The 26997-nt window shown below is 41.4% G+C and carries 28 protein-coding genes and 1 riboswitch; of the genes, 10 read left to right on the top strand and 18 right to left on the bottom strand.

Going from position 1 to position 26997, the window contains the following annotated elements; all coding sequences use genetic code 11:
• Window positions 1-193: 193 nt before the first annotated feature.
• On the bottom strand, window positions 194-739 hold the full coding sequence (gene orn, locus CWB75_RS02680) for an oligoribonuclease (protein ID WP_008115490.1): 546 nt from the start codon (window positions 737-739) through the stop codon (window positions 194-196).
• 122 nt (window positions 740-861) lie between these two features.
• Between orn and rsgA the strand changes: the two genes are divergently transcribed.
• A complete protein-coding gene (gene rsgA / locus CWB75_RS02675) occupies window positions 862-1920 on the top strand; it encodes a small ribosomal subunit biogenesis GTPase RsgA (protein ID WP_055012291.1) in 1059 nt (352 codons plus the stop codon).
• A 14-nt stretch (window positions 1921-1934) separates the two neighbouring features.
• Window positions 1935-2801 (top strand): archaetidylserine decarboxylase, encoded by an 867-nt coding sequence (gene asd, locus CWB75_RS02670; protein ID WP_171039091.1) that lies wholly within the window; start codon window positions 1935-1937, stop codon window positions 2799-2801.
• A gap of 92 nt (window positions 2802-2893) precedes the next feature.
• Here asd and CWB75_RS02665 read toward each other — a convergent pair whose 3' ends face one another.
• The 8 genes from CWB75_RS02665 to CWB75_RS02630 all read right to left on the bottom strand — a co-directional run bounded on the left by CWB75_RS02665 (window position 2894) and on the right by CWB75_RS02630 (window position 10550).
• Window positions 2894-3691 (bottom strand): HesA/MoeB/ThiF family protein, encoded by a 798-nt coding sequence (locus CWB75_RS02665; protein ID WP_138569813.1) that lies wholly within the window; start codon window positions 3689-3691, stop codon window positions 2894-2896.
• Window positions 3675-5201: a thiamine phosphate synthase gene (thiE, locus tag CWB75_RS02660; RefSeq protein WP_138569812.1), complete on the bottom strand. Its 1527-nt coding sequence runs from the start codon at window positions 5199-5201 to the stop codon at window positions 3675-3677. Before thiE ends, CWB75_RS02665 begins: the two co-directional genes overlap by 17 nt.
• Window positions 5202-5222: 21 nt before the next feature.
• The gene (locus tag CWB75_RS02655) at window positions 5223-6014 is read right to left on the bottom strand and encodes a thiazole synthase (RefSeq protein WP_138569811.1); all 792 of its coding nucleotides are present in this window, start codon (window positions 6012-6014) and stop codon (window positions 5223-5225) included.
• A gap of 5 nt (window positions 6015-6019) precedes the next feature.
• A complete protein-coding gene (gene thiS, locus CWB75_RS02650) occupies window positions 6020-6214 on the bottom strand; it encodes a sulfur carrier protein ThiS (RefSeq protein ID WP_036932961.1) in 195 nt (64 codons plus the stop codon).
• Window positions 6215-6220: 6 nt separating this feature from the next.
• Window positions 6221-7222, bottom strand: coding sequence for an FAD-dependent oxidoreductase (locus CWB75_RS02645; protein ID WP_138569810.1), 1002 nt, complete (start codon window positions 7220-7222; stop codon window positions 6221-6223).
• 116 nt (window positions 7223-7338) lie between these two features.
• The gene (thiC, locus tag CWB75_RS02640) at window positions 7339-9291 is read right to left on the bottom strand and encodes a phosphomethylpyrimidine synthase ThiC (RefSeq protein ID WP_008115478.1); all 1953 of its coding nucleotides are present in this window, start codon (window positions 9289-9291) and stop codon (window positions 7339-7341) included.
• Between the two features lie 141 nt (window positions 9292-9432).
• A riboswitch (TPP riboswitch) is annotated at window positions 9433-9539 on the bottom strand.
• Window positions 9540-9637: 98 nt separating this feature from the next.
• The gene (locus tag CWB75_RS02635) at window positions 9638-10036 is read right to left on the bottom strand and encodes an META domain-containing protein (RefSeq protein ID WP_010390523.1); all 399 of its coding nucleotides are present in this window, start codon (window positions 10034-10036) and stop codon (window positions 9638-9640) included.
• Between the two features lie 115 nt (window positions 10037-10151).
• Entirely contained in the window at window positions 10152-10550 is a 399-nt protein-coding gene (locus CWB75_RS02630; RefSeq protein WP_010390522.1) for an acyl-CoA thioesterase, read from the bottom strand.
• 102 nt (window positions 10551-10652) lie between these two features.
• Between CWB75_RS02630 and CWB75_RS02625 the strand changes: the two genes are divergently transcribed.
• Window positions 10653-12752 (top strand): TonB-dependent receptor, encoded by a 2100-nt coding sequence (locus CWB75_RS02625; RefSeq protein WP_010390521.1) that lies wholly within the window; start codon window positions 10653-10655, stop codon window positions 12750-12752.
• A 102-nt stretch (window positions 12753-12854) separates the two neighbouring features.
• On the opposite strand, the gene epmA is transcribed toward CWB75_RS02625, so the two are convergent.
• Window positions 12855-13829: an elongation factor P--(R)-beta-lysine ligase gene (epmA, locus tag CWB75_RS02620; RefSeq protein ID WP_138569809.1), complete on the bottom strand. Its 975-nt coding sequence runs from the start codon at window positions 13827-13829 to the stop codon at window positions 12855-12857.
• A 60-nt stretch (window positions 13830-13889) separates the two neighbouring features.
• Entirely contained in the window at window positions 13890-14456 is a 567-nt protein-coding gene (efp, locus tag CWB75_RS02615; protein ID WP_010390517.1) for an elongation factor P, read from the bottom strand.
• 40 nt (window positions 14457-14496) lie between these two features.
• Here efp and epmB point away from each other — a divergent pair, with 40 nt between their 5' ends.
• The gene (gene epmB, locus CWB75_RS02610) at window positions 14497-15510 is read left to right on the top strand and encodes an EF-P beta-lysylation protein EpmB (protein WP_041695590.1); all 1014 of its coding nucleotides are present in this window, start codon (window positions 14497-14499) and stop codon (window positions 15508-15510) included.
• Here epmB and CWB75_RS02605 read toward each other — a convergent pair.
• Window positions 15507-15716: a hypothetical protein gene (locus CWB75_RS02605; RefSeq protein WP_008115467.1), complete on the bottom strand. Its 210-nt coding sequence runs from the start codon at window positions 15714-15716 to the stop codon at window positions 15507-15509. The genes epmB and CWB75_RS02605 overlap by 4 nt on opposite strands.
• Before the next feature lie 116 nt (window positions 15717-15832).
• Between CWB75_RS02605 and CWB75_RS02600 the strand changes: the two genes are divergently transcribed.
• Window positions 15833-16123: a hypothetical protein gene (locus CWB75_RS02600; protein WP_008115466.1), complete on the top strand. Its 291-nt coding sequence runs from the start codon at window positions 15833-15835 to the stop codon at window positions 16121-16123.
• Between the two features lie 62 nt (window positions 16124-16185).
• On the opposite strand, the gene CWB75_RS02595 is transcribed toward CWB75_RS02600, so the two are convergent.
• Entirely contained in the window at window positions 16186-16674 is a 489-nt protein-coding gene (locus CWB75_RS02595; protein ID WP_010390512.1) for a DUF3016 domain-containing protein, read from the bottom strand.
• 251 nt (window positions 16675-16925) lie between these two features.
• On the opposite strand from CWB75_RS02595, the gene galE reads away from it, so the two are divergent.
• Window positions 16926-17942, top strand: a complete 1017-nt coding sequence (gene galE, locus CWB75_RS02590; RefSeq protein ID WP_138569808.1) for a UDP-glucose 4-epimerase GalE — start codon at window positions 16926-16928, stop codon at window positions 17940-17942.
• 72 nt (window positions 17943-18014) lie between these two features.
• On the opposite strand, the gene zapE is transcribed toward galE, so the two are convergent.
• Window positions 18015-19124 carry a cell division protein ZapE gene (gene zapE, locus CWB75_RS02585; protein ID WP_138569807.1) on the bottom strand — a complete coding sequence of 370 codons (1110 nt, stop codon included), beginning with the start codon at window positions 19122-19124 and terminating at the stop codon, window positions 18015-18017.
• 58 nt (window positions 19125-19182) lie between these two features.
• Here zapE and rsuA point away from each other — a divergent pair, with 58 nt between their 5' ends.
• Window positions 19183-19881, top strand: a complete 699-nt coding sequence (gene rsuA / locus CWB75_RS02580; protein ID WP_010390509.1) for a 16S rRNA pseudouridine(516) synthase RsuA — start codon at window positions 19183-19185, stop codon at window positions 19879-19881.
• A gap of 103 nt (window positions 19882-19984) precedes the next feature.
• Here rsuA and CWB75_RS02575 read toward each other — a convergent pair whose 3' ends face one another.
• Together CWB75_RS02575 and CWB75_RS02570 are read right to left on the bottom strand one after the other, a co-directional pair.
• On the bottom strand, window positions 19985-20758 hold the full coding sequence (locus tag CWB75_RS02575) for a YggN family protein (protein ID WP_010390508.1): 774 nt from the start codon (window positions 20756-20758) through the stop codon (window positions 19985-19987).
• 139 nt (window positions 20759-20897) lie between these two features.
• Window positions 20898-23327 carry a zinc-dependent metalloprotease gene (locus tag CWB75_RS02570; RefSeq protein WP_138569806.1) on the bottom strand — a complete coding sequence of 810 codons (2430 nt, stop codon included), beginning with the start codon at window positions 23325-23327 and terminating at the stop codon, window positions 20898-20900.
• A 154-nt stretch (window positions 23328-23481) separates the two neighbouring features.
• Between CWB75_RS02570 and CWB75_RS02565 the strand changes: the two genes are divergently transcribed.
• Window positions 23482-24450 (top strand): class 1 fructose-bisphosphatase, encoded by a 969-nt coding sequence (locus CWB75_RS02565; protein WP_008115459.1) that lies wholly within the window; start codon window positions 23482-23484, stop codon window positions 24448-24450.
• Window positions 24451-24563: 113 nt separating this feature from the next.
• Here the strand turns inward: CWB75_RS02565 and CWB75_RS02560 are convergent, their stop codons facing one another.
• Entirely contained in the window at window positions 24564-24890 is a 327-nt protein-coding gene (locus CWB75_RS02560) for a hypothetical protein (RefSeq protein WP_054202511.1), read from the bottom strand.
• A 43-nt stretch (window positions 24891-24933) separates the two neighbouring features.
• Here CWB75_RS02560 and CWB75_RS02555 point away from each other — a divergent pair, with 43 nt between their 5' ends.
• Window positions 24934-25284 carry a DUF5522 domain-containing protein gene (locus tag CWB75_RS02555; protein ID WP_138569805.1) on the top strand — a complete coding sequence of 117 codons (351 nt, stop codon included), beginning with the start codon at window positions 24934-24936 and terminating at the stop codon, window positions 25282-25284.
• A gap of 1 nt (window position 25285) precedes the next feature.
• Here CWB75_RS02555 and CWB75_RS02550 read toward each other — a convergent pair whose 3' ends face one another.
• Window positions 25286-26116, bottom strand: a complete 831-nt coding sequence (locus CWB75_RS02550) for a sulfurtransferase (RefSeq protein ID WP_054202513.1) — start codon at window positions 26114-26116, stop codon at window positions 25286-25288.
• Window positions 26117-26247: 131 nt separating this feature from the next.
• On the opposite strand from CWB75_RS02550, the gene CWB75_RS02545 reads away from it, so the two are divergent.
• Window positions 26248-26991, top strand: coding sequence for a glycosyltransferase family 25 protein (locus CWB75_RS02545; protein ID WP_054202514.1), 744 nt, complete (start codon window positions 26248-26250; stop codon window positions 26989-26991).
• Window positions 26992-26997: the final 6 nt, after the last annotated feature.

The raw sequence follows: 26997 nt of genomic DNA, 5'->3' as shown, positions 1-26997 counted from the left end.
CAACTGAGCTAGTGCCGCATTCAAAATAGTCAGTAATTTGTCCGTTGGTGCGCGACAGGTCGCGTCCTACATTCTGGCAACTGAGCTAGTGCCGCATTCAAAAAGTCAAAGCCCAAACACACTAACCCCGCGGGGGTTATCGTCTTGAGCGGGGCAGGATTCTACAATAATTAGGAGGCTTTGCAAGTATTTTTTATAAATTAAAAAACTTTTCTCGGTAAACCTTTAATTCCATAATCGAATCTTTAATGTCGTCTAACGCTAAATGCGACCCTTTTTTATTCACTTGAGCCAACACATCTGGTTTCCAACGACGAGCAAGTTCTTTAATAGTACTGACATCTAAATTACGGTAATGAAAAAAATCTTCAAGCTCGCGCATATACTTATTCATAAAGCGACGGTCTTGGCCTATCGAGTTACCACACATAGGTGAAGCACCCGCTGGCACCCATTGCTTTAAAAACGCGAGGGTTTGTTCCACGGCATAAGCTTCATCAAACGTGCTTGCCTTACAGCGAGCCGTTAATCCAGATTTGCCATGCTGAGTTGTACACCACTCATCCATGCCATCCAGTAGTTCATCACTTTGATGAATGGCAATCGTTGGCCCTTCGGCTAATATATTCAGATCAGCGTCAGTGACAACAGTTGCAATTTCAAGTATTTTGTCAGTCTCTGGTTCAAGTCCGGTCATTTCCAGATCGAGCCAAATTAAATTTGATTTATTAATAGTCATAATTACCTTAAACGGTGCTTTTCTTTAGATCCAACGCATTTCGATATATCATATTAGCATCAACCGTCGAGCTAAAGCTTTTTTTGGCAAACTCGGCATTTAACTCAGGTTATAGGCCTCAAGTGGCAAAACAGAAAAAATTAAGTAAAGGCCAATCCCGTAGGATCAAGGCCAATCATCAAAAGCGTTTATCGAATGCCGATAAAAAACCGGCAAAAGTCGGCGCGCAAGAGTGGCAAACAGATAATTTAGGTCAAGTGGAAAATGCGATTGTTATTAGCCGCTTTGGCCAACATGCCGACGTAGAAACCCAAAATGGCGATGTTCTTCGCTGTAATATTCGCCGTACCGTATCAAATTTAGTATGTGGCGATGAGGTATTATTTCGTCGTGCAAAAGTAAGTGAAGGCGATTTAGCAGGTGTTATTGAAGCAACTCAAGAGCGGCGTTCACAGTTAACTCGCCCTGATTTTTACGACGGTGTAAAAGTTATTGCCGCTAATATAGATCAAATTTTAATGGTTTCAGCGGTACTGCCAGAGTTTACGCCAAGCATTATCGACCGCTATTTAATTGCCTGCGAAGACATGGGCATTGAGCCGATTTTAGTCCTTAATAAAATTGATTTAATTGATGAAACTGGTTTAAACGAAATACAACAAATACTCGATATTTACCGTAAACTTAATTACCAGGTGCTGCTAGTTAGTAATATAACCGGCGAAGGCATTAATGAATTAAAAGAAGTACTTGTAGGCAAAAACAATATTTTTGTTGGCCAAAGTGGTGTGGGTAAATCTACCTTAGTAAACACTGTGCTGCCGGATGCTGAAATTTTGACTAAAGAAGTGTCTGAAAACAGCGGTCTAGGCCAGCACACCACCACAGTATCGCGTCTGCATCATTTACCAAGTGGCGGTAACTTAATTGATTCACCGGGTATTCGTGAGTTTGGTTTATGGCATTTAGATGTTGAACGAGTCACTTGGTGCTTTAAAGAATTTAGAGAGTTTATAGGTGGATGCCGTTTTAGAGACTGTAAACACTTAAACGATCCAGGCTGTATAATTCAGCAAGCAGTCGCTGATGGCGATATCTCAAAGTTACGTTTTGAAAGCTATCATCGTATTTTAGAAACCATGGCCGATGGCCGTGCCGGCGCGCGTGCGCCTCGCGTATAATTAGGGAAAAACCTGTGAGTTTAGATAAATTTAAAATCGCCATGCAATATGCTATGCCAAAGCACTTTATTTCTCGTGTAGTAGGTAAGCTTGCAGCTGCAAAAGCGGGCGCATTAACAACAACATTAATTAAATTATTCATTAAACAATACAAAATAAATATGAGTGAGGCTAAATATTCTGATCCAGCTCATTATAAAACTTTTAATGAATTTTTTACCCGTCCGTTAAAAGACGGTGCTCGTCCTATGGTTGAAGATGACGATATTATTATTCACCCTGTTGACGGCGCAATCAGCCAGCTTGGCGATATTGTTGACGGCCAACTAATCCAAGCTAAAGGCCATGATTACAGCTTACAAGCGTTGTTAGGTGGCTCAGAAGACGACACAACATCGTTTTTAGGTGGTAAATTTGCAACTATTTACTTGGCACCAAAAGATTACCACCGTATTCACATGCCAATTGATGGCACGCTAAGCAAAATGATTTATGTACCGGGCGATTTATTTTCGGTAAATCCACTTACCGCACAAAACGTACCGAACTTATTTGCCCGTAACGAGCGTGTAGTAGCTATTTTTGAAACTGAAATTGGCCCGCTTGCTATGGTCCTTGTAGGCGCAACCATTGTTGCTAGCATAGAAACTATTTGGGCTGGCACCGTGACTCCACCAGCGGGCAGTGATGTGTTTAGCTGGAACTATCCAACTAAAGGCGAAAATGCGATCACCCTTAAAAAAGGGGAAGAAATGGGTCGCTTTAAATTAGGCTCAACAGTTGTGCTTGCATGGGGTGCAGATAAAGCCGATATTTTTGATGATCAATGCCCTGAAACGGTAACTCGTTTAGGCACTGCGTTTGCAAAAATTGATGATTAATAAATAGTACCAGTTGTCAGATCGAAATTAAAAAGCACCGCGTTTATTGTATTGAACGCGGTGTTTTTTTTTAGACGAAGAGCTTGCTCAGGTTAAAAGCGAAGCTGTTCTTTACTCACACTTGCGCACTCTCTACACGCTAAATTTTTAGCCATCTTAAAATGCTGTTGCTTTAAGCTTAATGCGTCAAAGGTTATAAACATACTCCCACCACAATGACCTAACAACATATTAAGAGTTAGCTGTGCCTGCATAGAGCCAATTACACCAAGTAAGGGACTAATAACGCCCGCATTGTCGCAATTAACAACAGGGTTAGCATCATTTTGTGGAAATACGCAGCCATAGCAAGGGCTATCTGTTTGCCTAAAGTCAAAGCCCATTAATTGCCCTTGGGTTGCTAGCGCTGCTGCAGAAATTAGTGGTGTTTTGTTGTTTACGCAAAAACGATTGACGGTGTAACGAGTCGCAAAGTTATCAGAGCAATCAAGTACGATATCGGCGTTACTGAATAGTGCATCACTGTTAGCATCGCTCAACTTTTGCGAGTGAGTCACTATGTTTATTTGATTGTTAAGGCTCGCAAGCACCTTCCCTGCTGCATTTACTTTTTGCTGCCCTAAGTGATTCACTTTATACAGTATTTGCCGCTGTAAATTAGAGAGTTCAACGGTATCGTCATCAATTAATATTAGTGTGCCGATACCAGCAGCTGCTAAATAAAGTAGCGCAGGACTTCCTAGTCCACCTGCACCTACCACAGCAACGGTTGCCGCTTTAAGTGTTAACTGCCCCTCAAGCCCCACCTCTTTTAATAATAAGTGGCGGCTATAACGTAGAGTTTCTTTGTCGCTGAGCTGCTGCGTTTGCATGTTAGCAGGCATTCTCATTTATCACCGATTTTAAGGTATTGATTGCCTCTACATAATCATCAGCCTCGGTAATAGCACGTACTACGGCTACACTGCCCACGCCAGTTTTAGCAACCTCTTGCGCCCTATTTAAATCAATTCCACCAATAGCCACAGTAGGATAACTTTGCATTAATGGCACAAATCGAGTTAGCTTTTCAAGCCCTTGAATTTGCCCTGCCATGTCTTTGGTGGTGGTAGGGTAAATCGCGCCAAAGGCCATGTAGCTTGGGCGGTAATTATGCGCCCGAAGCATTTCATAAAAGCCATGGGTAGAAAGCCCAAGTCGCAGGCCTGCTTCTTTTATAGCCGCTAAATTTGCGCTCTCTAAGTCTTCTTGTCCTAAATGCACACCATAGGCGCCATGTTTAATTGCCAGCTGCCAGTAATCGTTAATAAACACATGCGCACTGTATTGCTGACCCAAAGCGACCGCGCTTGCGACTAATTGTTCCAGCTCATCTTCGCTTTTATTTTTAACTCTTAACTGTGCTGTTTTAATACCATTTTGTAAGCATTTTTCTAACCACTCTACACTATCGACTACCGCATAAGCGCCAAGCGCTTTGCTTTCACACGCAGCAAAGTCAGCTGCCATATTAAAATCAAGCGGTACATCAAAATCTAGCTCATCACCCAACCAACTACCCGCTTCAATCACTTGAGGGTAATGCGCTAGGTCAGTCGGAAACGACGTTTGTGCAACCGGCCCTATCCCCTCGCCATAGCGAACTGATTGCTTTAAACCTTGGTTTATATAGGCTTTAGCTAAAATAAACGCATCTTTTAACGGATAGTCTTTTGCAAGACACGCAGCAATTACCGACGCCATACTGCACCCTGTACCATGGCTATGAGGAACTTGAATTTTTTCATTACCTAGCCAATAGTCTTCACCGTTTTGTGTGCAGTAATCAATGCAATACCCGCTTGGGTAATCCCAATGTCCGCCTTTAATCACCACCGCTTTTGCGCCCCACGCCATCAGCTTACTCGCCGCTTCTTTAATCGCTGCAGGGCCAATTAAATACACACCCGTTAATAACTGTGTTTCGTGGGTATTTGGGGTAATTACATCCACCAGCGGTAATAGGCATTCTTTAATCGCGCTTACGGTGTCTTCTTCTGTTAGTAAGTCACCGCTTGAGGCAATAGCCACAGGGTCGTACACAATCACCGGCGGGGTTGGCCACTTCGCTTTGTAATGGCTAATATGCTCACTGATCAATTGAATTTGCTGCACGTTAGCTAACATACCAATTTTAATTACTTTGGCTTTCATGTCTTTTTCGAGTGCCAATAACTGCGACTCAATCACATCAGTAGAGACGGCATTAATCGCCTCAACACCTAAACTGTTTTGCGCTGTTAGTGCGGTAATCGCAGTACAACCGTGCACACCAAAGCTTTGCATTGCTTTAATATCAGCTTGAATACCTGCGCCACCGCCGGAGTCTGAGCCCGCAATCGTCCATACTACATTGTTCATAACGACCTACTTCCTAATTTTTTACGTTTGATGCCAAAATGGCATACCCATTGTGGGGGTTGATGGGGCCGCAACGTCTTTTTCTGGCATTGCTTTGGCGTTATAAGCAAAGCGCCCTGCTTCAACCCCTGCTTTAAATGCACGTCCCATGGTAATAGGGCAACCCGCGCCCGCTATGGCTGAATTTAATAATACCGCATCATACCCTAATTCTAAGGCTTGGCAGGCATGCGATGGTAAACCTAACCCAGCATCAACAATTAATGTGCTGTTAGGTAAACGCTCCCGTATCGCCTTTAAGTTATAACTATTTAATAATCCCTTACCGGTACCAATTGGCGCGCCCCATGGCATTAGCACCTCGCAGCCTAATTCATCTAAACGTTGGCAAAGCACTAAGTCATCGGTGCAGTAAGGCAGTACTTTAAACCCATCTTTAATTAAAATCTCAGTGGCTTCAAGCAGAGCAAAAGGATCTGGCTGTAAGTTATAGTCATCGCCAATTAATTCCAGCTTTATCCAATCGGTAGCAAATACTTCTCGACACATTTTAGCTAAATTAATGGCCTCTTTAACACTGTGGCATCCTGCTGTGTTAGGTAAAACTTTGAGCCCTGTATTCTTTATAAGTTGCCAAAAATCATCTCCTGCAGCTGCGCTTTGCTGGCGACGTAAAGACACAGTAACAATATCCGCTCCTGAAGCATTAATTGCTTTAGTCATCGTCGCGGGAGATGGGTAAAGCGCAGAGCCAATCAGTAATCTACTTGAAAATTGCTCGCCATAAATAGTGATATTATCGGGAGGTAACATAATGGTTACCCTCCTTGAATCGGAGATAACACATCAATGCAATCACCATCATTAAGTGTGTAGTTAGCATGTTGCTCTTGAGGTACAAACTGGCCATTAATGGCTACTGCAAACGGTGCTTTAGCACCATACTCAATTAAACACTGTTTTAGTTCGCTACTTGTTAGGGTGAGCGCTTTACCATTAATTATTATATCCATCATTCCTCACTCTATTCTGGCAACAGCATCAGCAACTAAACTCGGCGCGAGCATGTAGCCATGGCGGTATAATCCATTAATACTAATTACCTGCCCCAGTTGTGTAACTTGTGGGCAGTTATCGCTAAACGCAGGGCGAAGCCCGGTTTGAATATTTAACAGTCGAGCCTCGGCAAAACCGCTGTGCACTGTATAAGCGGCTGAAAGTAACTCCAACGTTGAACGCACCGTTGCCGCCCCGTTATCTTGAGACTCAATTTCGGTGGCACCAATCACATATTCATGATTCGGCTTAGGTGCTATATAAATAGGATAACGCGGATGCATTAACCTCACTGGCCGAGATAAATTAACCTCGGGTGCATAGAGTCTTGCCACTTCCCCGCGCACGCCTCGAAGGTGCTGATCTTGTTTGGCTCCAAGCCCTCTGCAATCAATAATGTAATCAAACTCTCGATTATTCACTTTGTTATCAAAGATGCTGGCGCGCTGATTAAATACAAACTTTACTTTGCGCTTATTTAGCAACCTAAAGCTGGCTTTGTAAAAGGCTTGGTTATCTATCTGCGCTTCACCGGGCAAAAATAGGCCTTGGCTAAATCGACCAGCCAGTTCAGGTTCTAGTTGCTCAATTTGCTGTGCATTAATTGCTTGAGCACTAAAATTTAGTAACGGCTTGATTCGCTGTGCAAAGCTTTGTAAGTCGCCTTTATCCTGCGGATGAGCAATCACTAGGGTACCTTGCTGTTGAAAAAATACCTCGCTATTTAGTTGTTCTAAAATAGCAGGCCATCGAGTAATAGAATCCACTCCCATTAAAGCCAATTCACGTTCGCACATAACAGACTCAGCTAGAGGGGCTAGCATCGCTGCTGCCACTTTACCGGCACTGTTCTGAGTATGTTCATCATCGGCTTCAAATACGGTAACACGATGTTGCTTACTTAACTCAAGCGCGGCCAACCGCCCTGCTAAACCAAAGCCCACCACAGCAATGTCATAAAACATAAACACTCCTAAATGTAGCTCATAGCCACCAGCTTTCAGCTGTCAGTAAAGCAACTCTTGCCTCTACGCTGCTTACTTTATCGCTGATAGCTGACAGCTAATAACTGAAAGCTGTGCTACAGCGCTTTATGGTAAATCTCTGAGCCTGTTTGCTTAAACTCTTCAGATTTGGCTTTCATCTCGGCCTCAACATCAACCATTTTGATTTCAATGGCATCACCCACATTATTAGGATCAATACCGCGCGCTTCTAGATCTTTGGCGTAGTCGCGTACTTCTTGGGTTATTTTCATGGAACAAAATTTAGGGCCACACATAGAACAAAAATGCGCAACTTTGCCTGATTCTTGCGGCAGTGTTTCATCATGATATTCACGGGCGCGAACAGGGTCTAAACCAATATTAAATTGGTCATGCCATCTAAACTCAAAGCGCGCTTTTGATAGCGCGTTATCTCGCTCTTGTGCACCAGGGTGACCTTTCGCTAAATCGGCGGCATGAGCGGCAATTTTGTAGGTAATAAGGCCTTCTTTAACGTCTTCTTTATTTGGCAAACCTAAATGCTCTTTAGGTGTTACGTAACACAACATCGCACAGCCATACCAAGCAATCTGCGCTGCACCAATACCCGAGGTAATATGATCATACCCAGGAGCAATATCTGTGGTCAGTGGGCCTAAGGTATAAAATGGCGCTTCATCGCAATGTTTAAGTTGCTCATCCATATTGGCTTTGATCATATGCATAGGCACATGTCCAGGGCCTTCTATGAACACTTGTACATCATGCTTCCAAGCTATTTTAGTCAGTTCCCCTAAGGTACGCAGCTCACTAAATTGCGCTTCATCGTTCGCATCGGCAATAGAACCCGGACGTAAACCGTCCCCTAGTGAAAAACACACATCGTATTGTTTTAAAATTTCACAAATATCTTCAAAGTGAGTGTATAAGAAGTTTTCTTTATGGTGCGCTAAACACCATTTAGCCATAATTGAGCCACCACGTGACACAATACCGGTTACGCGTTTTGCTGTCATTGGCACATAACGTAGCAGCACACCAGCATGAATGGTAAAGTAATCAACGCCTTGCTCTGCTTGTTCAATTAGGGTGTCGCGAAATATTTCCCAAGTTAGGTCTTCTGCTACGCCATTTACTTTTTCAAGTGCTTGGTAAATTGGAACAGTACCGATAGGTACTGGTGAATTACGTACCAGCCATTCACGGGTTTCGTGAATGTAACGTCCTGTTGATAAATCCATTACGGTGTCAGCACCCCAGCGGGTTGACCACACCATTTTTTCAACTTCTTCTTCGATAGATGAGCCCACTGATGAATTACCTATATTGGCGTTAACTTTAACTAAAAAGTTACGACCAACAATCATAGGCTCGGTTTCTGGGTGATTAATATTGTTAGGCAAAATAGCGCGTCCACGAGCAATTTCATCGCGAACAAATTCAGGAGTAATAAACTCAGGGATACTCGCGCCAAACGACTCCCCTTTATGCTGCGCAGCTAATAACTCTTCACGTATTTGCGCACGCCCCATGTTTTCACGTATCGCTACATATTCCATTTCTGGGGTGACTATCCCTTGGCGAGCATAATGCATTTGGGTGACATTTTTACCCGCTTTTGCACGGCGTATTTTTGGAAGGTGTTCAAAGCGAATATGATCTAGCCCATCATCAGCCATACGCTGCTGTGCAAACTGTGAGGTTACCGACTCGAGTACTTCGGTATCATTACGGCTCTCAATCCATTGTTCACGGTATTTATTAAGTCCCTTGCGCACATCCAATTTAAATTCAGGATCGGTATACGGGCCTGATGTATCGTAAACACGCAGTGGTGCATTTGACTCATACACTGGGTTTTGTTCATCACCACCAATAAAAGTATCGCTCAATGTGATTTCACGCATACCCACACGTACGCCTTGCTGGCTACCTGCAACGTATACTTTATGGGAACTTGGGAATGGTTGCCCTGTAAGGTTATAAATATAATCTGATGCGGCCGCACGAGTTTCACGGCGAGTAGCTTTATTTGTTGTATTTGACATGACTTACCTCATTGCTAAAGGGTTGTCTTGTCAGATATTCCGCTGAGGAATAGAGAAAGATCGTAAAGTAGCTTTATGCGACTTTGCGGCCTAAGACGGATGTTGCTTTTTTGTGCGCATAAAAAAAGACGCACAAGCGTCCTAGTTAGGCAGCTTGTTCCCTACGCAGGTATTAACCTGATCAGGTTCACGGATCCCGCTTTCGCGATCTCAGCCTAAATAAAAATTAGGCACTCCGACAAGTATTTGAATTTTTCGTTGATTTGATAATGTTTTGATCAAATCTGCGATGAGTGTACGTCAGTTGAAAATTCCCTGCAAGGGGCTGTTTTTCAAAACTCAAAAATTATTTTGGGATAAACACAAATTTTTGTTCAGCTTGCATTACCAATGTTTGGTCTTGCATGTTAAGCACTGCACCTTGCTGCAGAGCTTGTAAAAACTGTTGTTCAAACTCATCCAGTTCAGGGCCACATGATTTACGTGTCATACCTAATTTGCTTACGCTCAGGCTACTGTCTTCAAGTGAGCCTTCACCAAAAAACTTATTACATCCGGCAAAGCCGTTTATTTGTAGCGCTTCTATAAAACTCATTGATGCTTTAAAGGACGCGGGAATAGCCAAATCATCAACCTTTGATAATTGCCATTGTGTATATTTTAGCTGCTCAGTGGTAACTGTCCCTGTTGATGCGCAACCAACACATAAACCGATTACGAGCATCGGTATTGCTGCTAATTTCATGTTACTACTAACTTATTGTCTAATTAATGTAATAGTATCAATATTTGTCAGGTTTATCCGTTAAAAATGCATATTTTAAATGTAAATTTTTGTTTAAAATTCATGCTATTTAAAACTATGCAACGGCTTGGAATAAGTTATCTATCTGTGGTGGTAAAAATGGCCGACCTTTCTCATTAACCGATGTACCAATAACTAAGGCATTGAGCATCATTTTTTCATCTTGTTTGCGCACTACCGTTTGTTTAAATGCAAACTTAAGACGACTAATACGCACAGGCTCTACCGCCACATAAAACTCATCCCCTGGTAGTAGAGAATGTTTGTAATCCATTTCACTGCGTATCACCACTAAGTTAATTTTATCTTTCGCAAGTTGTGCAAAATCAACGCCGTGTGCGTATAAAAACTCGTGGCGAGCGTGCTCAAGATAATTAAAATAAACACTGTTATTCACAATACCTTGTAGGTCACATTCGTAGTCGCGTACCTTAAAGTCTACTTTAAAGGTCATATTAGTAATCCAAATTATTTAACGTATAATTGCCGCGTTTATAGCACAAGTGTTGAAATAATTGCTACCATACAAGTCCCTAAAATGGAGTTAAGTAACCTAATGAACTTACGTTTGTCTTTAATTACAGCCACGTTATTACCCCTGCTCGCAGCACCTATATATGCTAACGCAGATGACACCGAACTAGAGAAAATCATTGTTACCGGTGACTTTCAGCAAGAAAGCATTCAAACATTAAGCGCCAGTGCCAGCTTATTTTCTGAAAATGAAATGAATCAACGTGGTGCAACGTATTTAGACGAAATGTTAGCCAGTGCAGCCAATGTAAACTTTGCTGCTGGTGCGTCTCGCGGTCGTTATATTCAAATTCGCGGTGTCGGTTTACGCTCGCAGTTTGTTGATCCGATAAACCCATCTGTGGGCTTAGTAATTGACGGTATTAATTATTCAGGCTTAGGTGGTAGTTCATTATTGTTTGATATTGACCAAGTAGAAATTTATCGCGGTCCTCAAGGTACACGTTTTGGTGCAGATGGCATGGCGGGCATGATCCAAATGCAATCAGCTAGTGCAACCAGCGATCCTAGCTTAAAATTACATTTAGGCGCTGGCACTTATAACAGCCACGAAGCAGGCCTTGCTGCTAGTACCGGTTTAACAGATGACACCAGTGCCCGCGTTAGCTACTTTCGCAGAAAGTCTGACGGCTACGTAGACAACCTTTATTTAGATAAACCCACTCAAGATCAAGATGAGCAAGTTGCACGCTTTAAATTAAATAGCCAACTCACAGCTCATTTAAATTCAGAGCTAAACCTGCACTATATCGATATTAATAACGGTTACGATGCATTTACCCTTGATAATTCTCGTAACAGTCTTGCTGATCAACCAGGCGAAGATAATCAACAAAGTTATGCTATTGGCCTGAATAATACTTACACTGGTTTTGATACCTTTGATGTCAGCTTAAACCTTTCAGCCATTGATACAGAACTTTTTTATAGCTTTGATGAAGACTGGGTGTGTAACGATACTAATAAGCCGCAATTATGTGCCGCCGGTTTACATCCTGATGGTTATAGTTCAACAGATATTTATAGCCGCGATCGTGATGATCAAGCGCTCGATCTGCAATTTACTGGTAAAGCAGGTAACTGGGTTGCGGGTATTTACTATCAAAACCGTGATGTGGATTTAGAGCGTCAATATACGTGGTTAGCCAATCCATTTGCTTCAACCTATGAAACTAATAACATTGCAGCTTATGGCCAATTAGCCACAGCAATTGGCCCTAAAACTACGCTTATTACTGGTTTACGAGTTGAGCAATATCAAGGAGATTACACCGATAGTAACGGTTTTATTGAAGAAACTGACGATATTATGCTCGGTGGTAAAATTGCACTTGAATACCAAGTTATTGACCGTACCATGATTTACACCAGTATCACCCGCGGTTACAAAGCTGGTGGTATTAATTCAGAAGCGCTAGCAAAAGCAAAAGATGAAGGTTTAAGCTTAGATGCTGATTTTTTCAAACAGCATACCAGCTTTGATCCAGAGTACTTGTGGAGTGGTGAGTTTGGCGTTAAAGGTTCATCGCTAGATGACAAGTTTACCCTGCGCTTAGCGGCGTTTTATATGCACCGCGATAATATTCAATTAAAGTCGTGGCAAGTATCAGATCAACAATTTACCGGTTATGTCGCCAATGCCAGCTCTGGCAGCAACTACGGCCTTGAAATTGAAGGCAGCTACTTACTTACTGATAATTTACTCATTAGCGGTAGTGCTGGCTATTTAGATACGAAAATAAACGACTTTGTCACTAAATCGGGCTTAAACCAAGATGGCCGCGAGCAAGCACAAGCGCCTAAATATCAATACGCATTTAGTGCACGCTACAATGTTACTGATGAGCTATATGCAATGTTAGGCGTTGAAGGGAAAGACGATTATTACTTCTCAGACAGCCATAATGCACAAGCTCCAAATACAAACTTAGTAAATGCGAGCCTTGGTTACGAAGCAGAAAACTGGGCTGTTCGTGCATGGGCACGTAATGTGTTTGATGAAACCGTTCCAACTCGCGGTTTTGAATTTGGTAACAACCCGTTAGATGGTTATACAAGCCAAACTTACATTCAACTAGGTGAGCCACGTGTGGCCGGCGTCACGTTTACGCTTAATCTGTAATACAGCGAACTAGTTGTCAGTTAGAGATAAAAAAACACCGCGTTTAATGCAAACGCGGTGTTTTTTTATCTGATAGCTGACCGCTAAAAGCTATTAGCTGCTTTAAGCTCTTGCCACATCAAACGCAATCACTTCTTTTATTTTTTGTTTATTGGTTGCTAGCATCACGAGTCTATCAATCCCTAATGCAACCCCCGCACATTGCTCTAAACCATGTTCCAATGCCGCAATTAAACGCGTATCCATAGGAACTTGCTTTAAGCTGTTAGCAGCACGATAGGTGTTGTCTTCGTTAAACCTTTTTGCTTGTTCTTTAGCATTAGTGAGCTCATTAAAGCCGTTAGCCAGTTCCATATTTTTATAATACAACTCAAAGCGCCCTGCTACTCGCTCATCGTGCTCACAAATTTGTGCCAGTGCCGCTTGTGATGCCGGAAAGTGATACACAAAACATGGCTTATCTTGTCCTATTGTTGGCTCTACTTTCATACAAAATAATAATTGCAGCAAGGTATCTTTATGAGTCTCGTTTTTAGCAATATCAGCAAAGCCATGTTCGCATGCGAGTTGTTGTAACTGCGTGATAGAGGCAGTTAATGGATCGACCCCTAACGCGCGTTCAAATGCCTTTTGGTAGGTAACGCGCTCTGCAGGAGCAACCTCAAGAATGAGCTGCATTAGCTCATCTATTTCGTCCATTAAAGCAAATTCGTCAAACCCAGGCCGATACCATTCAAGCATAGTAAATTCAGGATTATGATGACTGCCCGCTTCTTCATTTCGAAATGCCTTACAAAGCTGAAAAATAGCGCCTGAGCCGGCCGCTAACAAGCGTTTCATCGCAAACTCTGGAGATGTTTGCAAAAACAGGGGTAGCCCACCAGCATGGCCTGGGCCCACAAATGTAGTATTAAAGCTGGCTAAATGCACATCGGTTACACTGGCAGCACTTAAACTCGGTGTTTCGACTTCCATTACATTACGCTCATAAAAGAATTCCCGAATGCTGCGCATAATTGCTGCGCGTTGCTTAAGTATTTCTATACTGGCACTCGGCTTCCAAAGATCTGCTGACATATTTTCTCCAAAAAAAATCCCAGCTTAAGCCGGGATTTAATTAATAAGACGCGTTGCTGCTTACTTAACACGACTCACGTATTCACCATTACGAGTGTCTACTTTAATTACTTCGCCAATTTGTACGAATAATGGAACACGTACTACAGCACCTGTGCTAAGCGTTGCTGGTTTACCACCTGTGCCCGCTGTATCACCTTTAAGGCCCGGATCAGTTTCAGTGATCTCAAGCTCAACAAAGTTTGGTGGAGTTACAGCAATTGGGCTGCCGTTCCATAATGTAATAGTACATACATCGTTTTCAACTAACCATTTGCCAGCATCGCCCAGTGCTTTTTCGTCAGCAGCGATTTGTTCAAATGTTTCATTGTTCATGAAATGCCAAAATTCACCGTCTGTATATAGGTACGCTAAATCGGTATCCATTACATCAGCACCTTCAACCGATTCACCCGATTTAAAGGTTTTTTCAAGTACCTTGCCAGAGATAAGCTTACGGATACGAACACGGTTAAACGCTTGGCCTTTACCCGGTTTTACCATTTCATTTTCTAAGATACTGCAAGGTTCGCCGTCCATCATAATTTTTAGGCCGCCCTTGAACTCGTTGGTGCTATAATTCGCCATCGTTTCCTCTATTTATATTTTTCGAGTAATCTACGTGCCAATGATACAAAGAAATGAAGCAAATTTGCATAAAAACTGGCAAAAAGAATTAGCAAATGTAGTTACCTGCCCAAAAGTGTTGTTAGAAATGGTTGGTTTATCGAGCCAAGTCCATGAAAACGACATAAAAGCTCGTAGCTTGTTTCCTGTTCGTGTGCCATTGCCTTTTATAAAAAAAATTCGTCATGGCGATGCAAATGATCCTTTATTGCTGCAAGTTATGCCTCGCCATCAAGAATTTTTAACTAAGTCGGGGTTTAATAAAGATCCGCTACTTGAGCAAGATAACAATCAACCAGGTCTGTTACATAAATATAAATCACGTGTTTTAGTCATGTTTAAAACTGGTTGTGCGGTAAATTGCCGCTACTGCTTTAGACGCCATTTTCCTTATCAAGAAAACCAGTTAAATAAACGCAGCCTTATTGATGCATTGAGCTATATACAAGCTGATAAAAATATTAACGAAGTGATTTTAAGTGGTGGCGATCCACTAATGGCCAAAGACGATGCTATTAGTTGGTTTTTAGATGAGCTTGAGCAAATACCACAAATAAAACGGATGCGCATACACAGCCGCTTACCCGTTGTGATCCCTGCACGCATTACTGAACAATTATGTGAAAGATTAGCAAAGTCACCACTAAAAGTTATATTCGTGAATCATATTAACCATGCTAACGAAATAGATAGTGACTTTAAAAACGCCATGAACATGCTAAAACAAGCCAATGTACTGTTATTAAATCAGGCGGTTATTTTAAAAGACGTGAACGATACAGTTGATGCGCAAATAAACTTAAGTGAAGCGTTGTTTGATACAGACGTAATGCCTTATTACTTACACTTACTGGACAAGGTAGAAGGCGCAAGTCATTTTGATATAGATGAGGCGCAGGCCATAAAAATAATGGCAGAGCTTTTAGAAGCCCTGCCAGGATTTTTAGTGCCTAAACTAGTAAGAGAAATAGGGGGCCAAAAAAGTAAAACCCCTATTGACCTCAAATTGGTTTAAACATAAACGTTTACATTATTCCCAAGTGTTGCAGTAACCGACTTAGCCGGTGTTTGCGCACTTGAGGATTGTGTAGCACCTTCAATAAGCGCAAGTGCAGCGGCGCCATCAGCTTGCTGTTGCTTTTTAGATAAAGCAGCAGTTAAAACCTCTGCGCCTTGGCCTGCACCAGGGATTGTAGGTAGATTTCCACCTGATATATTCATAACTCACACCTGACATTTAAATGTAATACACGTATTATAGTCGCTGAATAGGTAAATTACTTTACCAACCCACTTAAGTATTTATCGGCAACATTGCACTAAGCTTTAGGAAAACCATGGATTCTATAATTGAACAACTCAACGCCAACTTAAAAATTGTTTACCGTCAGGCGCTTGATGCTGATAAAAAACTCGATGAGTTACAACAGCAAGGCCACGGAAAATTTAAAGCCTTATTTGCCGAAGACGCTGGATTTAGCTTTGAAGCTAAACGCTTTAAGCCTTACGTTTTAGACGTTGCCGCAGATGTAGAAAGCTTATCAAGCGACGGTTTTGATGAAGAAAAGCTAAAACAAGCGGTTATTAAACTACAAAACTTACTAACCTTGTTGGCGACCTTTAAATAAAAATGAGCGACTGCTTTGCAAAGCGTCTACCAAAGTAGATGCTTTGCATTATTAGCTTTAGCTTACTTGATACGCGGTAAAATTTGTTCACCAAACCACTCTGTTAATAAGCGTTTTTCGTAGTAAAATGCTTCATCTCGACCCATTTTAATTTTATCCATAAAACCCATATCTTTTAAGCTTACGTTATCTTCTTGTGCAACAACGCCACTTTCATCACTAAGCACATAATTAAATTCAATGCGTGGAAAGTGAATAGGTTTTACCACTCGGATTTCGTTAACACCGCCATAGCGTACGTCTCCGGCTAAATCTAAATCGGTTACTTCAATTTTTAAACTGTAGTTTTTAGGAAGTTGCTCGCTGAGCTTTGCAAAGTGTTCATCAATACTTTTGGCTATTTGCTTATGGTATGAGCCTTTAGTTTGGTTTGATGGGCGTACATCGCGATAATCATTAAAGTCATGCCATTTCACTTGAGCCTCACCCGCGCAAACAACACTCGGTAGTGCAATACACATCAACATTGCTATTTTTTTAACTAAGTTCATACGTTTCTCCAACGAGTATTTTGATCATTGTGATCAATTGAATATTTTACAAATCGCTATACATCACTTTAGCAATTACATATGAACTATAACTTAATCTTTACGCTGAGGTGTTATTAAAATTGCACAAAATGTAATCGAAAGTACGGTTTACGATCATACTATTACAAAGCAAATAAAATAATACATGTAAAAACTCATTATTTATGGTGAAATTAGGGTAATTGAACAGAGGTTTCCAAGGAGCATTCATGGCAATTTTAGTAACCGGTGGCGCAGGCTATATTGGCTCACACACCGTTTTAGAACTTTTACAGCAAGGCAGCGACGTTATCGTTATCGATAACTTAAGTAACTCCTCTGAAGAGTCACTTGAGAGAGTGAAAAAAATAACCGGTAAAGCAATTACTTTTTATCAAGGTGATATTTTAGATAAATCCTTTTTAGACTCAGTATTTGCAAAACATAACATTGATAGTGTAATTCATTTTGCAGGTTTAAAAGCGGTTGGTGAGTCGGTAGCAAAACCAATCGCGTATTATCAAAATAACGTACAAGGCACATTAACACTAGTTGATGCTATGCGTGACGCGGGTGTGTTTAAACTGGTATTTAGCTCATCTGCAACAGTTTATGGTGACCCTGCAAGCTTACCAATACGCGAAGACTTCCCCGTTGGCGGTACAACCAACCCATATGGTACGTCTAAACTAATGGTTGAAATGATGCTGCAAGATATCGCTAAATCAGATGAGCGCTTTGCGTTTGCTATTTTGCGCTACTTTAATCCTGTTGGTGCACATGAGTCAGGTTTAATTGGTGAAGATCCTAATGGCATTCCTAATAATTTACTGCCTTTCATTTCACAAGTTGCGGTTGGTAAATTAAAGCAGCTCGCTATATTTGGCGATGATTACGACACGGTAGATGGTACTGGTGTTCGCGATTACATTCACGTTGTAGATTTAGCCTTAGGGCATTTAAAAGCACTTGATAAAATAGCCGCAGAAACCGGTGCGCTTGTTTATAACCTTGGTACCGGTAACGGCTATTCAGTATTACAAATGGTTAATGCGTTTATTAAGGCTAGCGACCAAGCAATCCCTTATGCGGTGTCACCTCGTCGCCCAGGTGATATTGCAGCCTGTTATGCTGCGCCAGAAAAAGCCCTTAGTGAACTAGGTTGGCAAGCTGAGCGTGGTATTGATGTCATGATGCAAGATACTTGGCGCTGGCAATCAAATAATCCAAATGGATATAAGTCATAAAGGCATCTTTAAGTTATCAGCCTAAAATTAAAACACCGCATTTAAATTAAATGCGGTGTTTTAATGTTGTACTTACCAATTTTGCATTTCTACAATCCGTGACTGGGTTCGCGCATATTCAAAACTTAACTTTTTACCTTGATATAGCTCGTTTATGTCGGCCTGGGCATTAATCACCAGTAATTTGTGGCAATCATAAAACTCATCGACTAAGGCAATAAAACGCCGAGCTTCATCATCGAAAGTATGTTCATCTAACTGCTGCTTTTCGCGCTGATAGCTGTCTTCTATACCATGTACAATAACTTTACCAGTTGCCTCTTTTCCCATTATTTGCACATTCGCGATGTATAATACCGAAAACTGTTCTGCTAAAAACATATAGTCATTGGCGCTACGAGGGCCTGAGCACAATGCCATAAAATCAATCAGTAAAGCATCGTCAGTTTTTAATAAATAAGGAAGCACTCGGCCATGCACAGTTATTGTATTATTACGCATTGCTTGAGGGTGTGCGGATAAAAACCCAGCCTCAAATTCAGCATCGGGTAAGTTAATAAAATAATGACGACTACTTCTTCCGTATCTAAAGCGGTGATCTTCCTCCCCCGCTACGTTAATTACATGACAATGCGCATTTATTAAATCGATAGTCGGTAAAAATCGCGCGCGTTGCAAACCGTTGTAATAAAGTTGCTCCGGTTTTGCGTTAGAGGTTGCTACTAGCACCACGCCTTGTTCAAATAAAGCGTTAAATAACCGAGCCATGATCATGGCATCACCAATATCACTAACAAAAAACTCATCAAAGCACAGCACTTTTATCTTTTTGGCCCACTGTTTAGCAATTATTTGCAGCGGATTTTTATCCCCTTGTAACTTGGCTAATTGAGCATGAACTTTTTCGATAAAATGATGGAAATGCAAGCGCTGCTTTTTCTCTGTGGGTAAGCTTTCATAAAATAAGTCCATCAACATAGATTTACCTCGACCAACCGGGCCATATAAATATATTCCCCTTATTGAAGGTGCTTTTTGCCACCAGCTTGCAGGCTGATTTAATTGCTCACTTAAAGACTGTAACGCACTCACTGCTAGGTGCTGCGCCGCATCGAAATCAAGCTCTCCTGATGAAACCTTGCTATGGTACAGGCTTAAAATTTCTGTGCTGGGCTCTGTCATGGTATTTCACTATCCGCTATACTCGCGGCCATTGTAGCCGACTAAAAATGTGAACAACATGAAATTTCCTTGCCGTTTAGATAAATTTATTAGCCATTTAGCAGAGTTACCACGCTCAAAAGCCCGCGCAGCAATAAAAAGCCAAGCGGCTAGCGTTAATGGCGAGGTGATCACGGCATTCGACTTTCAAGTTACTCAGCAAGATGACGTGTTATTTCATGATCAGCCATTAGTGTTTTTAGGTAAACGCTACTTTATGCTCAATAAGCCGGTAGGTTATGTATGCGCTAATTCAGATGAGTTACACAAAACCGTATTTGATTTGCTTGATGAGCCAAACATGGCCGACTTTCACATTGCCGGGCGTTTAGACATAGACACCACAGGCCTAGTGCTTATTACTAATGATGGCGACTGGTCACACAAAATCACCTCGCCTAAAAAGAATAAATTTAAAACCTACTTGGTTGAAACTCAAGAGCCGATTACCGATGATGCACTGCAGCAATTACGCGACGGTGTGCAGCTTCACAATGAAAAAGATTTAACTCGCCCTGCTATTGCTGAGCGCTTAGGGAATTATGGTTTACGCTTGTCTATTTCTGAGGGGAAGTATCACCAAGTAAAACGTATGCTAGCAGCGGTAGATAACAAAGTAGTTGAACTACATCGTGAACAAATTGCGGGTATAAAGTTAGGTGAAGATTTGGCTGCAGGTGAATACCGCCCATTAACTGCCGCAGAGATAAAACTGTGAGGTTGTTTAGGTGTTAGGAAATGGTTCACGAGGTTCGGGCTGTTCACCTGCCGCTCTAGGCTCGATGCTCGTTGCCTTCTATAATCTTGCCTAATCTCTGTTCTTACGATTTAATCTGTACTAAATCAAAGTCTGTCATCCCAGGTACAATCGCTTGCAGCCGAGACTCAGTAATATCTAGAGAGTTTAAACATTCACAATATTCAGAGGCTTTAAGTTCTAATTGATGGGCTTTTTTCTGTAACGACTTATCGATTTCTTTAGTGATGATATCCATGCGTTGCCCCATGTCGTTCATGCGGTCTTCTATATTGCCTTCTCGAGATTTAAACGCATCCCCAAGCGACATTAAAATAGCACCCAAAGAGCCATGTACAGCTGAGTGTATTTTTTGACTAATTTCTTTAGTAAAAAAATCATCAATTTGGGAAAGCGATTGAGGAGCTATAAAAAAGAAATCGTCGCCACGTTTAAACTTATCCATAAGTGCGCGTTCTACATATTGTAATTGCGTTTTTAGCACTTCGGGTTCTTTATCTGACATGCCCTCAACAACATGCTCAATAGCACTGAGTCCTAGGTTAACGCCATCGGTCGCTAAATCGACCAACTCAGGAACTGTTTGACGAATACCATTGCTAAATTGTTCTAGCACTTTGCTTTCGTCGGTGCTTAAGTCGACCCAGTAGCCTCGAATAAACAATTGATTATTATTGTTAATTTGCACCCTGGTTTGGCCTTTATCAACAATACGGATCACATCATCGGTAATAATTAGACCATGACGAAGTTCAACATCACATTGTTTTTGTGCGATTGCATTGGAGCTTAAAAGTGCCATTGATAACGCCAATATCGAACGAGATAAAAACGCCATAAACACCTCAAAAAGACTAAAATAGGGGGTGGCTAGATTAACAAAAAACCAACTTTATGCAAGCAAAAGTAACACCCTAAAAACAAGGCACCATGAAACGTAACGTTTACACAGCGCCTTTATCCTCTGGCTTGTACTATTAAATAGGTGAGCCTGGTGGTATTGGCAGGGCTTTAAAATTGTCAGGCCACTGGCCTGTTGTTAAAAACTGATTAATTTGCGACGCTAAATAATTTTTAAATGCACTGTCACCCACTTCAGGATGGCCTAGCAAAGAGTGCTGATTAAACTCATCAGCAAGCTTGCTTAAATAGAAATGTAGTTGCGCTTGCACTTCAGGGCTTAAACCGTCGTTAGCCACAAGATCAGCCATGGTTTTTGCCGTTAAGTACTGTACTCGCTGTGTTACTTTTCCTGTCATGGTGGCAGGTGCTGATACATTAAACACCTGTTTGTTTAACTGTTTAAGCAGCTCATCTAAGCTATAAAAGCGGTTATCACGTGCTTGTTGCTGCGCTAATCGATTTAATCGTTGAGCGTTTAGTAATAGCGATAGGCTATGCTGCGCTGCCACTTCAGACAATGCAAGTGCATCCATAGTCAAACCGGTACGACCCACTATACTTTCTCGTGATTTAGACTCGCCATACGCCTTTGGTACAATCAAAGAAAGTATCGACTCTGGCAGCGTTAAATTAGTTGCTTTTAGGGTGGCTAAAATAGCATTAACTGCTTGTTGCTGAGCCTCTTTAGCTACAACTTGGGCGCCTTTAACGGGTGCATCACTGCGAATTTCATAGTCATAATCAACGCCCGCAATAAGCTTTGCAACCGCTTCAACTTGATAACGGTGGAATAAGTAAAGTGGCACTAGCTTTTCTTCTAACTGCGACAGTGCAACCCCAGTTTTTATATTGTTAATACCAAACTGCCCGAGCGCTTGCTTTCGCACATCAAGCACTCTAAGTAATTCTTCACTTGGATTACTGCCATTATCCCAAAGATGCGCTGTAGGGTGCGCCCCACCTTTGGCACGGGCATCACTGTCAGAAATAAACGCCAAACCTAGCGATTTATTTTGCTGTAAAATAGCAGCGAGTGCTTCGCTTTCATCTTGGCCGGTAAAATCACTGTAGCCATATTTGATCACTTGCGTATCCCATGCGCCCATACCTTTAGCATAACCTTGAGATACATCTAACTGACCATTATCTGCAAAGCTCAATAACGGATGCGGATAATCCATCACCGAAGCACGATTATTTACTGACGCTGCGAAGTTGTGCGCAATACCCAGTGTATGACCAATCTCATGAGCACTGAGCTGACGAATACGATCAAGTGCCATTGCATGTAAAGTACCTGCCACTTCATTGCCTTTTAAATAAGGCGCAGCGAGTGATTCAGCAATAAGGATATCTTGACGCACTCGCAGCGAGCCTAGTGTCACATGGCCTTTAATAATTTCGCCTGTTCGTGGGTCTATAATTGAACTGCCATACGACCAGCCTCGGGTTGCACGATGCACCCATTGAATAACGTTGTAGCGCACATCCATAGGATCTGCATTACTTGGTAGCACTTTAACTTTAAAGGCATTTTTATATCCTGCTGCATTAAAAGCGTCATTCCACCATTGCCCGCCATCTAATAAAGCCGTTTTTACTGGTTCAGGTACCCCTGGATCTAAGTAATAAACAATAGGCTCTACTGGCTCACTAACTGCTAGGCTTGGATCTTTTTTTGCTAAACGATGACGCGGAATGTAACGCACGTACATAGACTCATCGAGCCCTGCTGCATAATTTTTATGCTCCGCACTCCAATAACCCGATTGCGGGCTAAATTTACGAGGTGTGTAATTATCATCAGGCAGTTGAATAAGTGAATGGTGCATGTGCACACTCAAAGCGTAAGGATCAGCACTCACTTGGCGAACGTATTTACCTGGTTTAGACCCTTTAAAGGTGAGAATGGCTTCAAGTTCAGTATTTTTCAAAAATGCTTTTGAGCGATTCATAAATACCGCACTGCGTGACTCATCAAGGCTAAACTGCCCTTGCTTGCGCGCAGCTAAAGTACGGCTTACGCCATGTACGTCACTCAGTAAATAAGGGGTGTAATCTATTAATGCAGCATTGTCATCTTGAGCGACAACTTTAAAACCCGCCAAAATGCTGGATGCAAACGCTTCTTTAACGCTTTGCTGCTCTGCTATATTACTCGTGTTTGCACGGTAGTAAGTATTTACGGCACGTAACATCACCTTGTTGCCAAAGCGCTCAAACTGTACCAAATAGGTACCGCCTAATTGGCCTCTATCTAAACCTATGTCGTTAGAGCCAACGCCATAAGGCAAGCTATGCTGTAGTAAAAATTGTTGCTCAAGTTTATCAACTTTTAAATACACATTGCCGTTTTGGGTATCGTAAAAGAAAGAAAAATAACCAGGGAAATGGTTCATTTTTTCAGTAAATTCGTCAATAGACTTAATTGCTGCGTGCGCTTGAGTTATCATACAGAGCAGCACAGTAAAGAGTATGTAACTTAATCGTGATATTTTTTGCATAATCTTATCTTTGTTATTAGCGTTTTAAATGCGATGTAGGTACCCCATTATAGGGGGTTATTTATACAATACAGTTATTTAAGACGAATTTCAGCGCTCTAAACTAATCTCTCTCACATTATGATTAGTTTTAACACGTTATCAGGAAAAAAGAATGCGTAGACTCCCACCAGTATTACTAGAAGATGGCTGTTCAAGAGAACTTTTGTCGTTAATTCGTACTATTTTAGCGGCATGTAAAGAAATTTCATTTCGCGTCGGTCAAGGTGAATTATCGGGCGTATTAGGCTCAACCCTCGATGAAAATATTCAAGGCGAAACACAAAAGAAACTCGATGTACTGTCTAATCAGTTATTAAAAGATATATTGCTGGAGTCAGGCACAGTTAAAGCGATTGCCTCTGAAGAAGAAGATTATACTGTTGCCGGTAACCCAGATGCCGAGTACATTGTTGCATTTGATCCACTTGATGGCTCGTCAAATACCGATATTAACTCACTTGTAGGTACTATTTTTTCTATTATGAAAGCACCTGTGGGCTCAGATGCTGCTGATGAAAAGATTTTTATGCAACCTGGGCATCAACAAGTGGCTGCAGGTTACGTACTGTATGGCCCATCAACTATGCTTGCGCTAACAACGGGTAAAGGTACACGCATGTTTACCTTAGATAAAACCCAAGGTAGCTTTTTACTTACTCAAGATTTTGCCGCTATTCCTGCTAAAACTAATGAATTTGCAATTAACGCCTCTAACCAGCGCCACTGGGAACCAGCGATGCAAAACTACATTAATGACTTACTTGCCGGAGATACTGGCCCTCGCGCTCAAAACTTCAATATGCGTTGGATTGCTGCAATGGTTGGCGATGTTCATCGTGTACTTAGCCGTGGTGGTTTATTTACTTACCCAACTGACACTAAAGATCCTAATAAACCTAATAAACTACGTTTACTATATGAAGCAAATCCAATGGCAATGCTAGTAGAGCAAGCAGGTGGTATTGCTTCAACAGGTACTGAGCGTATTATGGATATTCAGCCTGATGCCATCCACCAGCGTGTTGCGGTTATTTTAGGCTCTAAAGACGAAGTGGAAACTTGCTTGAGCTATCATAAGTAAACTTTAAGAACAGGTTTTAGGTTTCAGGTGACAGCTAGAGATTAGCCCAGTAGTGGTTACTAACATCTGAAACCTGTTGCTTAAAACCTTTCATACTTTCTGATAACCACCTGCTACTGTTGTAACAGCTTTAACAACTGTGCGAGCTTTTGATGAGTCAACTCGCCCATTTGCTCGCTATTACTTAGCGCGTAAATAACGCCTTCATGCTCGGCGCAATTTATGTCATCTCGCGACTCAATGACATTTGCCCACAGCTGTAAATCGTCAATATCAATTTCTTTATTTAAACAACGCGTAAGTACATTAATTAGTACAGGCTTTGTGAGTGTATACAGGTAGATTTTATTGCTTGCTGCGGTTGAAACAATCACACTAATGGCACTATCTCTTTGCTCCCCAAATGTAATAAATTCAGCCAATGCTTTTTGTATATTCATAATGTTTGTTATTCTTGCTGCTCTACTGTTAATAAGACCTAAAATGACCCAGATAAACTGCAGCCAATGTAATACAACGCTTAACTGTAATGTTAATGATATAACCGCATGTTGGTGTTATCAGTTACCTGCTATTTTACCACTCGATGATACAGCAACCAGCTGCTTATGCCGCTTATGTACTCTTGCTAAAATAAATAGCTATTTAGAGACTATATACACTCAACCAATAAAAGCTCAAATCGCTTTTGCTAAACAATTTAGAAGCCATGATAATTTAATTGAAGGGTTAGATTACACCATGCAAAATAGTTACATGGTGTTTAGTAAGTGGTATTTTTTAAAACGTGGTACTTGCTGCAAAAACGGGTGTAAAAATTGTCCCTATAGTTAAATTAGCCACCCACAGTAATAGGCAGTGAGCTATCAGCGCCCCACTCACTCCACGATCCGTCGTAAACACTTAAATTATGATATCCGCATTCATCAGCGAACAATGCAAGCGCACAGGCAGTAACCCCCGAACCGCAGCTAAACTGTATCTGGGTTGCATTACCGACTAATTCACTAAACTGTGTTTGTATAAAGTCGAGTGATTTTGCCTCGCCATTTTCTAATAAACTACTTAAAGGTAGCGAGTAGCTATTAATAATGTGGCCGCTGCGCATACCCGCTCTTGGCTCTTTATTTTTACCCGTAAAGCGCTCATAAGTACGCGCATCTAAAATAACTGTATTGGCATCCTTAGTAGCACTTAGCACCTGTTTTTTATCAATAAAGTAATCAGGTTGGTAATGAGCAATAAAGTCGCCTTTTAGTGATGCTTGCGTATAGTTTGACTCAACCGCAAGCCCCAGCTCAAGCCACTTGGCTAAGCCACCACTGAGCACTTTTACGTTATTAAACCCCATGGCTTTAAACATCCACCAGGCTCTAGCTGCACTGAATAACCCCGCATCTTCATAAATCACCACCAATGAGTCGTGATTAACGCCTGCTTTTTGCATCACCTGAGTAAATTGCTCTGCACTACACAAGGTATTGGGTAATGGGTTTGAAGTATCTGCGAGTTCTTTTTTGATATCAAACCGTTGTGCTTTGGGTAGCATAGCAACGGGCGAGTACTCCCCTGCAGCAGAGGGGCGTAGCATACCTGCATCAAAAATAACTAAGTTAGTTTGCTCTAAACGCGCATGTAACCATTTTGCACTGACTATGTTTTTCATCGTCTTGCCAAATTTAAGGAAATGAAATAGCTATATATTATTACAGCCTGTTTATAAACAGAATTTAGACTGGTTACAAATTATAATAATGCTAAAATAGCTGCTTTGAGGTTTCTAAATAAAATAAAATTATGCCAATCCCTTTTTACATTATCAATATGCAAGGCTGCGAAGACCGTTGGGAAACAACCCTAAAGCGACTTACCAGTCTACACTTAAATGCTGAACGTTTTGAAGCGACCATTGGCAAAAACCTTAGTGAACAAGAAATCCTCAAGTGGTATTGCCCGAAAAAAAATAAAAAAAGTTACAATCGCAACCTATCTGCAGGTGAAATTGGTTGCTATGTAAGCCATATGCGCCTTTGGCAAAAAATGGTCGATGAAAATATCGCTTATTGTGTTGTATTAGAGGATGACCTTTTCATTGAAGCTTCACTTAAAGATGTTGTTGATGCGGCGCTTAAATTAAAAAATTGGGATTTAATCAAGTTATCTGATAATCGAAACTTTCCATTTATTGACAGTACGCTATTAGAAAATAACCTAACAGTTGGCAACTATAAAAAAGCACCAAACGGCACTCAAGGCTACATCATTTCACTAAGCGGCGCTAAAAAACTACTGCAAAGAAAACCGTTTTTTAGACCGGTGGATGTCGATATGCAGTTTCACACTGAAGTAGGCCTAAATATGATAGGCATAAAACCCTATCCTGTTGCCGAAGATCGAAGCTTTATTAGTGAAATAACAAGCGCTAATGCAGGCTCTCATTCCAACCGCAGTACATTTATCAGAAATTTAATTCATAGATCGAGTATTCATAGGCAAAGACGATATAAAACTGCGGATCTTGCCAAAATTACAAGTGAGTAATACCCA

Origin of the sequence: Pseudoalteromonas sp. S1608, assembly GCF_005887265.1 — a bacterium.
Lineage (GTDB): Bacteria > Pseudomonadota > Gammaproteobacteria > Enterobacterales > Alteromonadaceae > Pseudoalteromonas > Pseudoalteromonas undina.
This window is presented reverse-complemented; position numbering and strand designations above follow the sequence as displayed.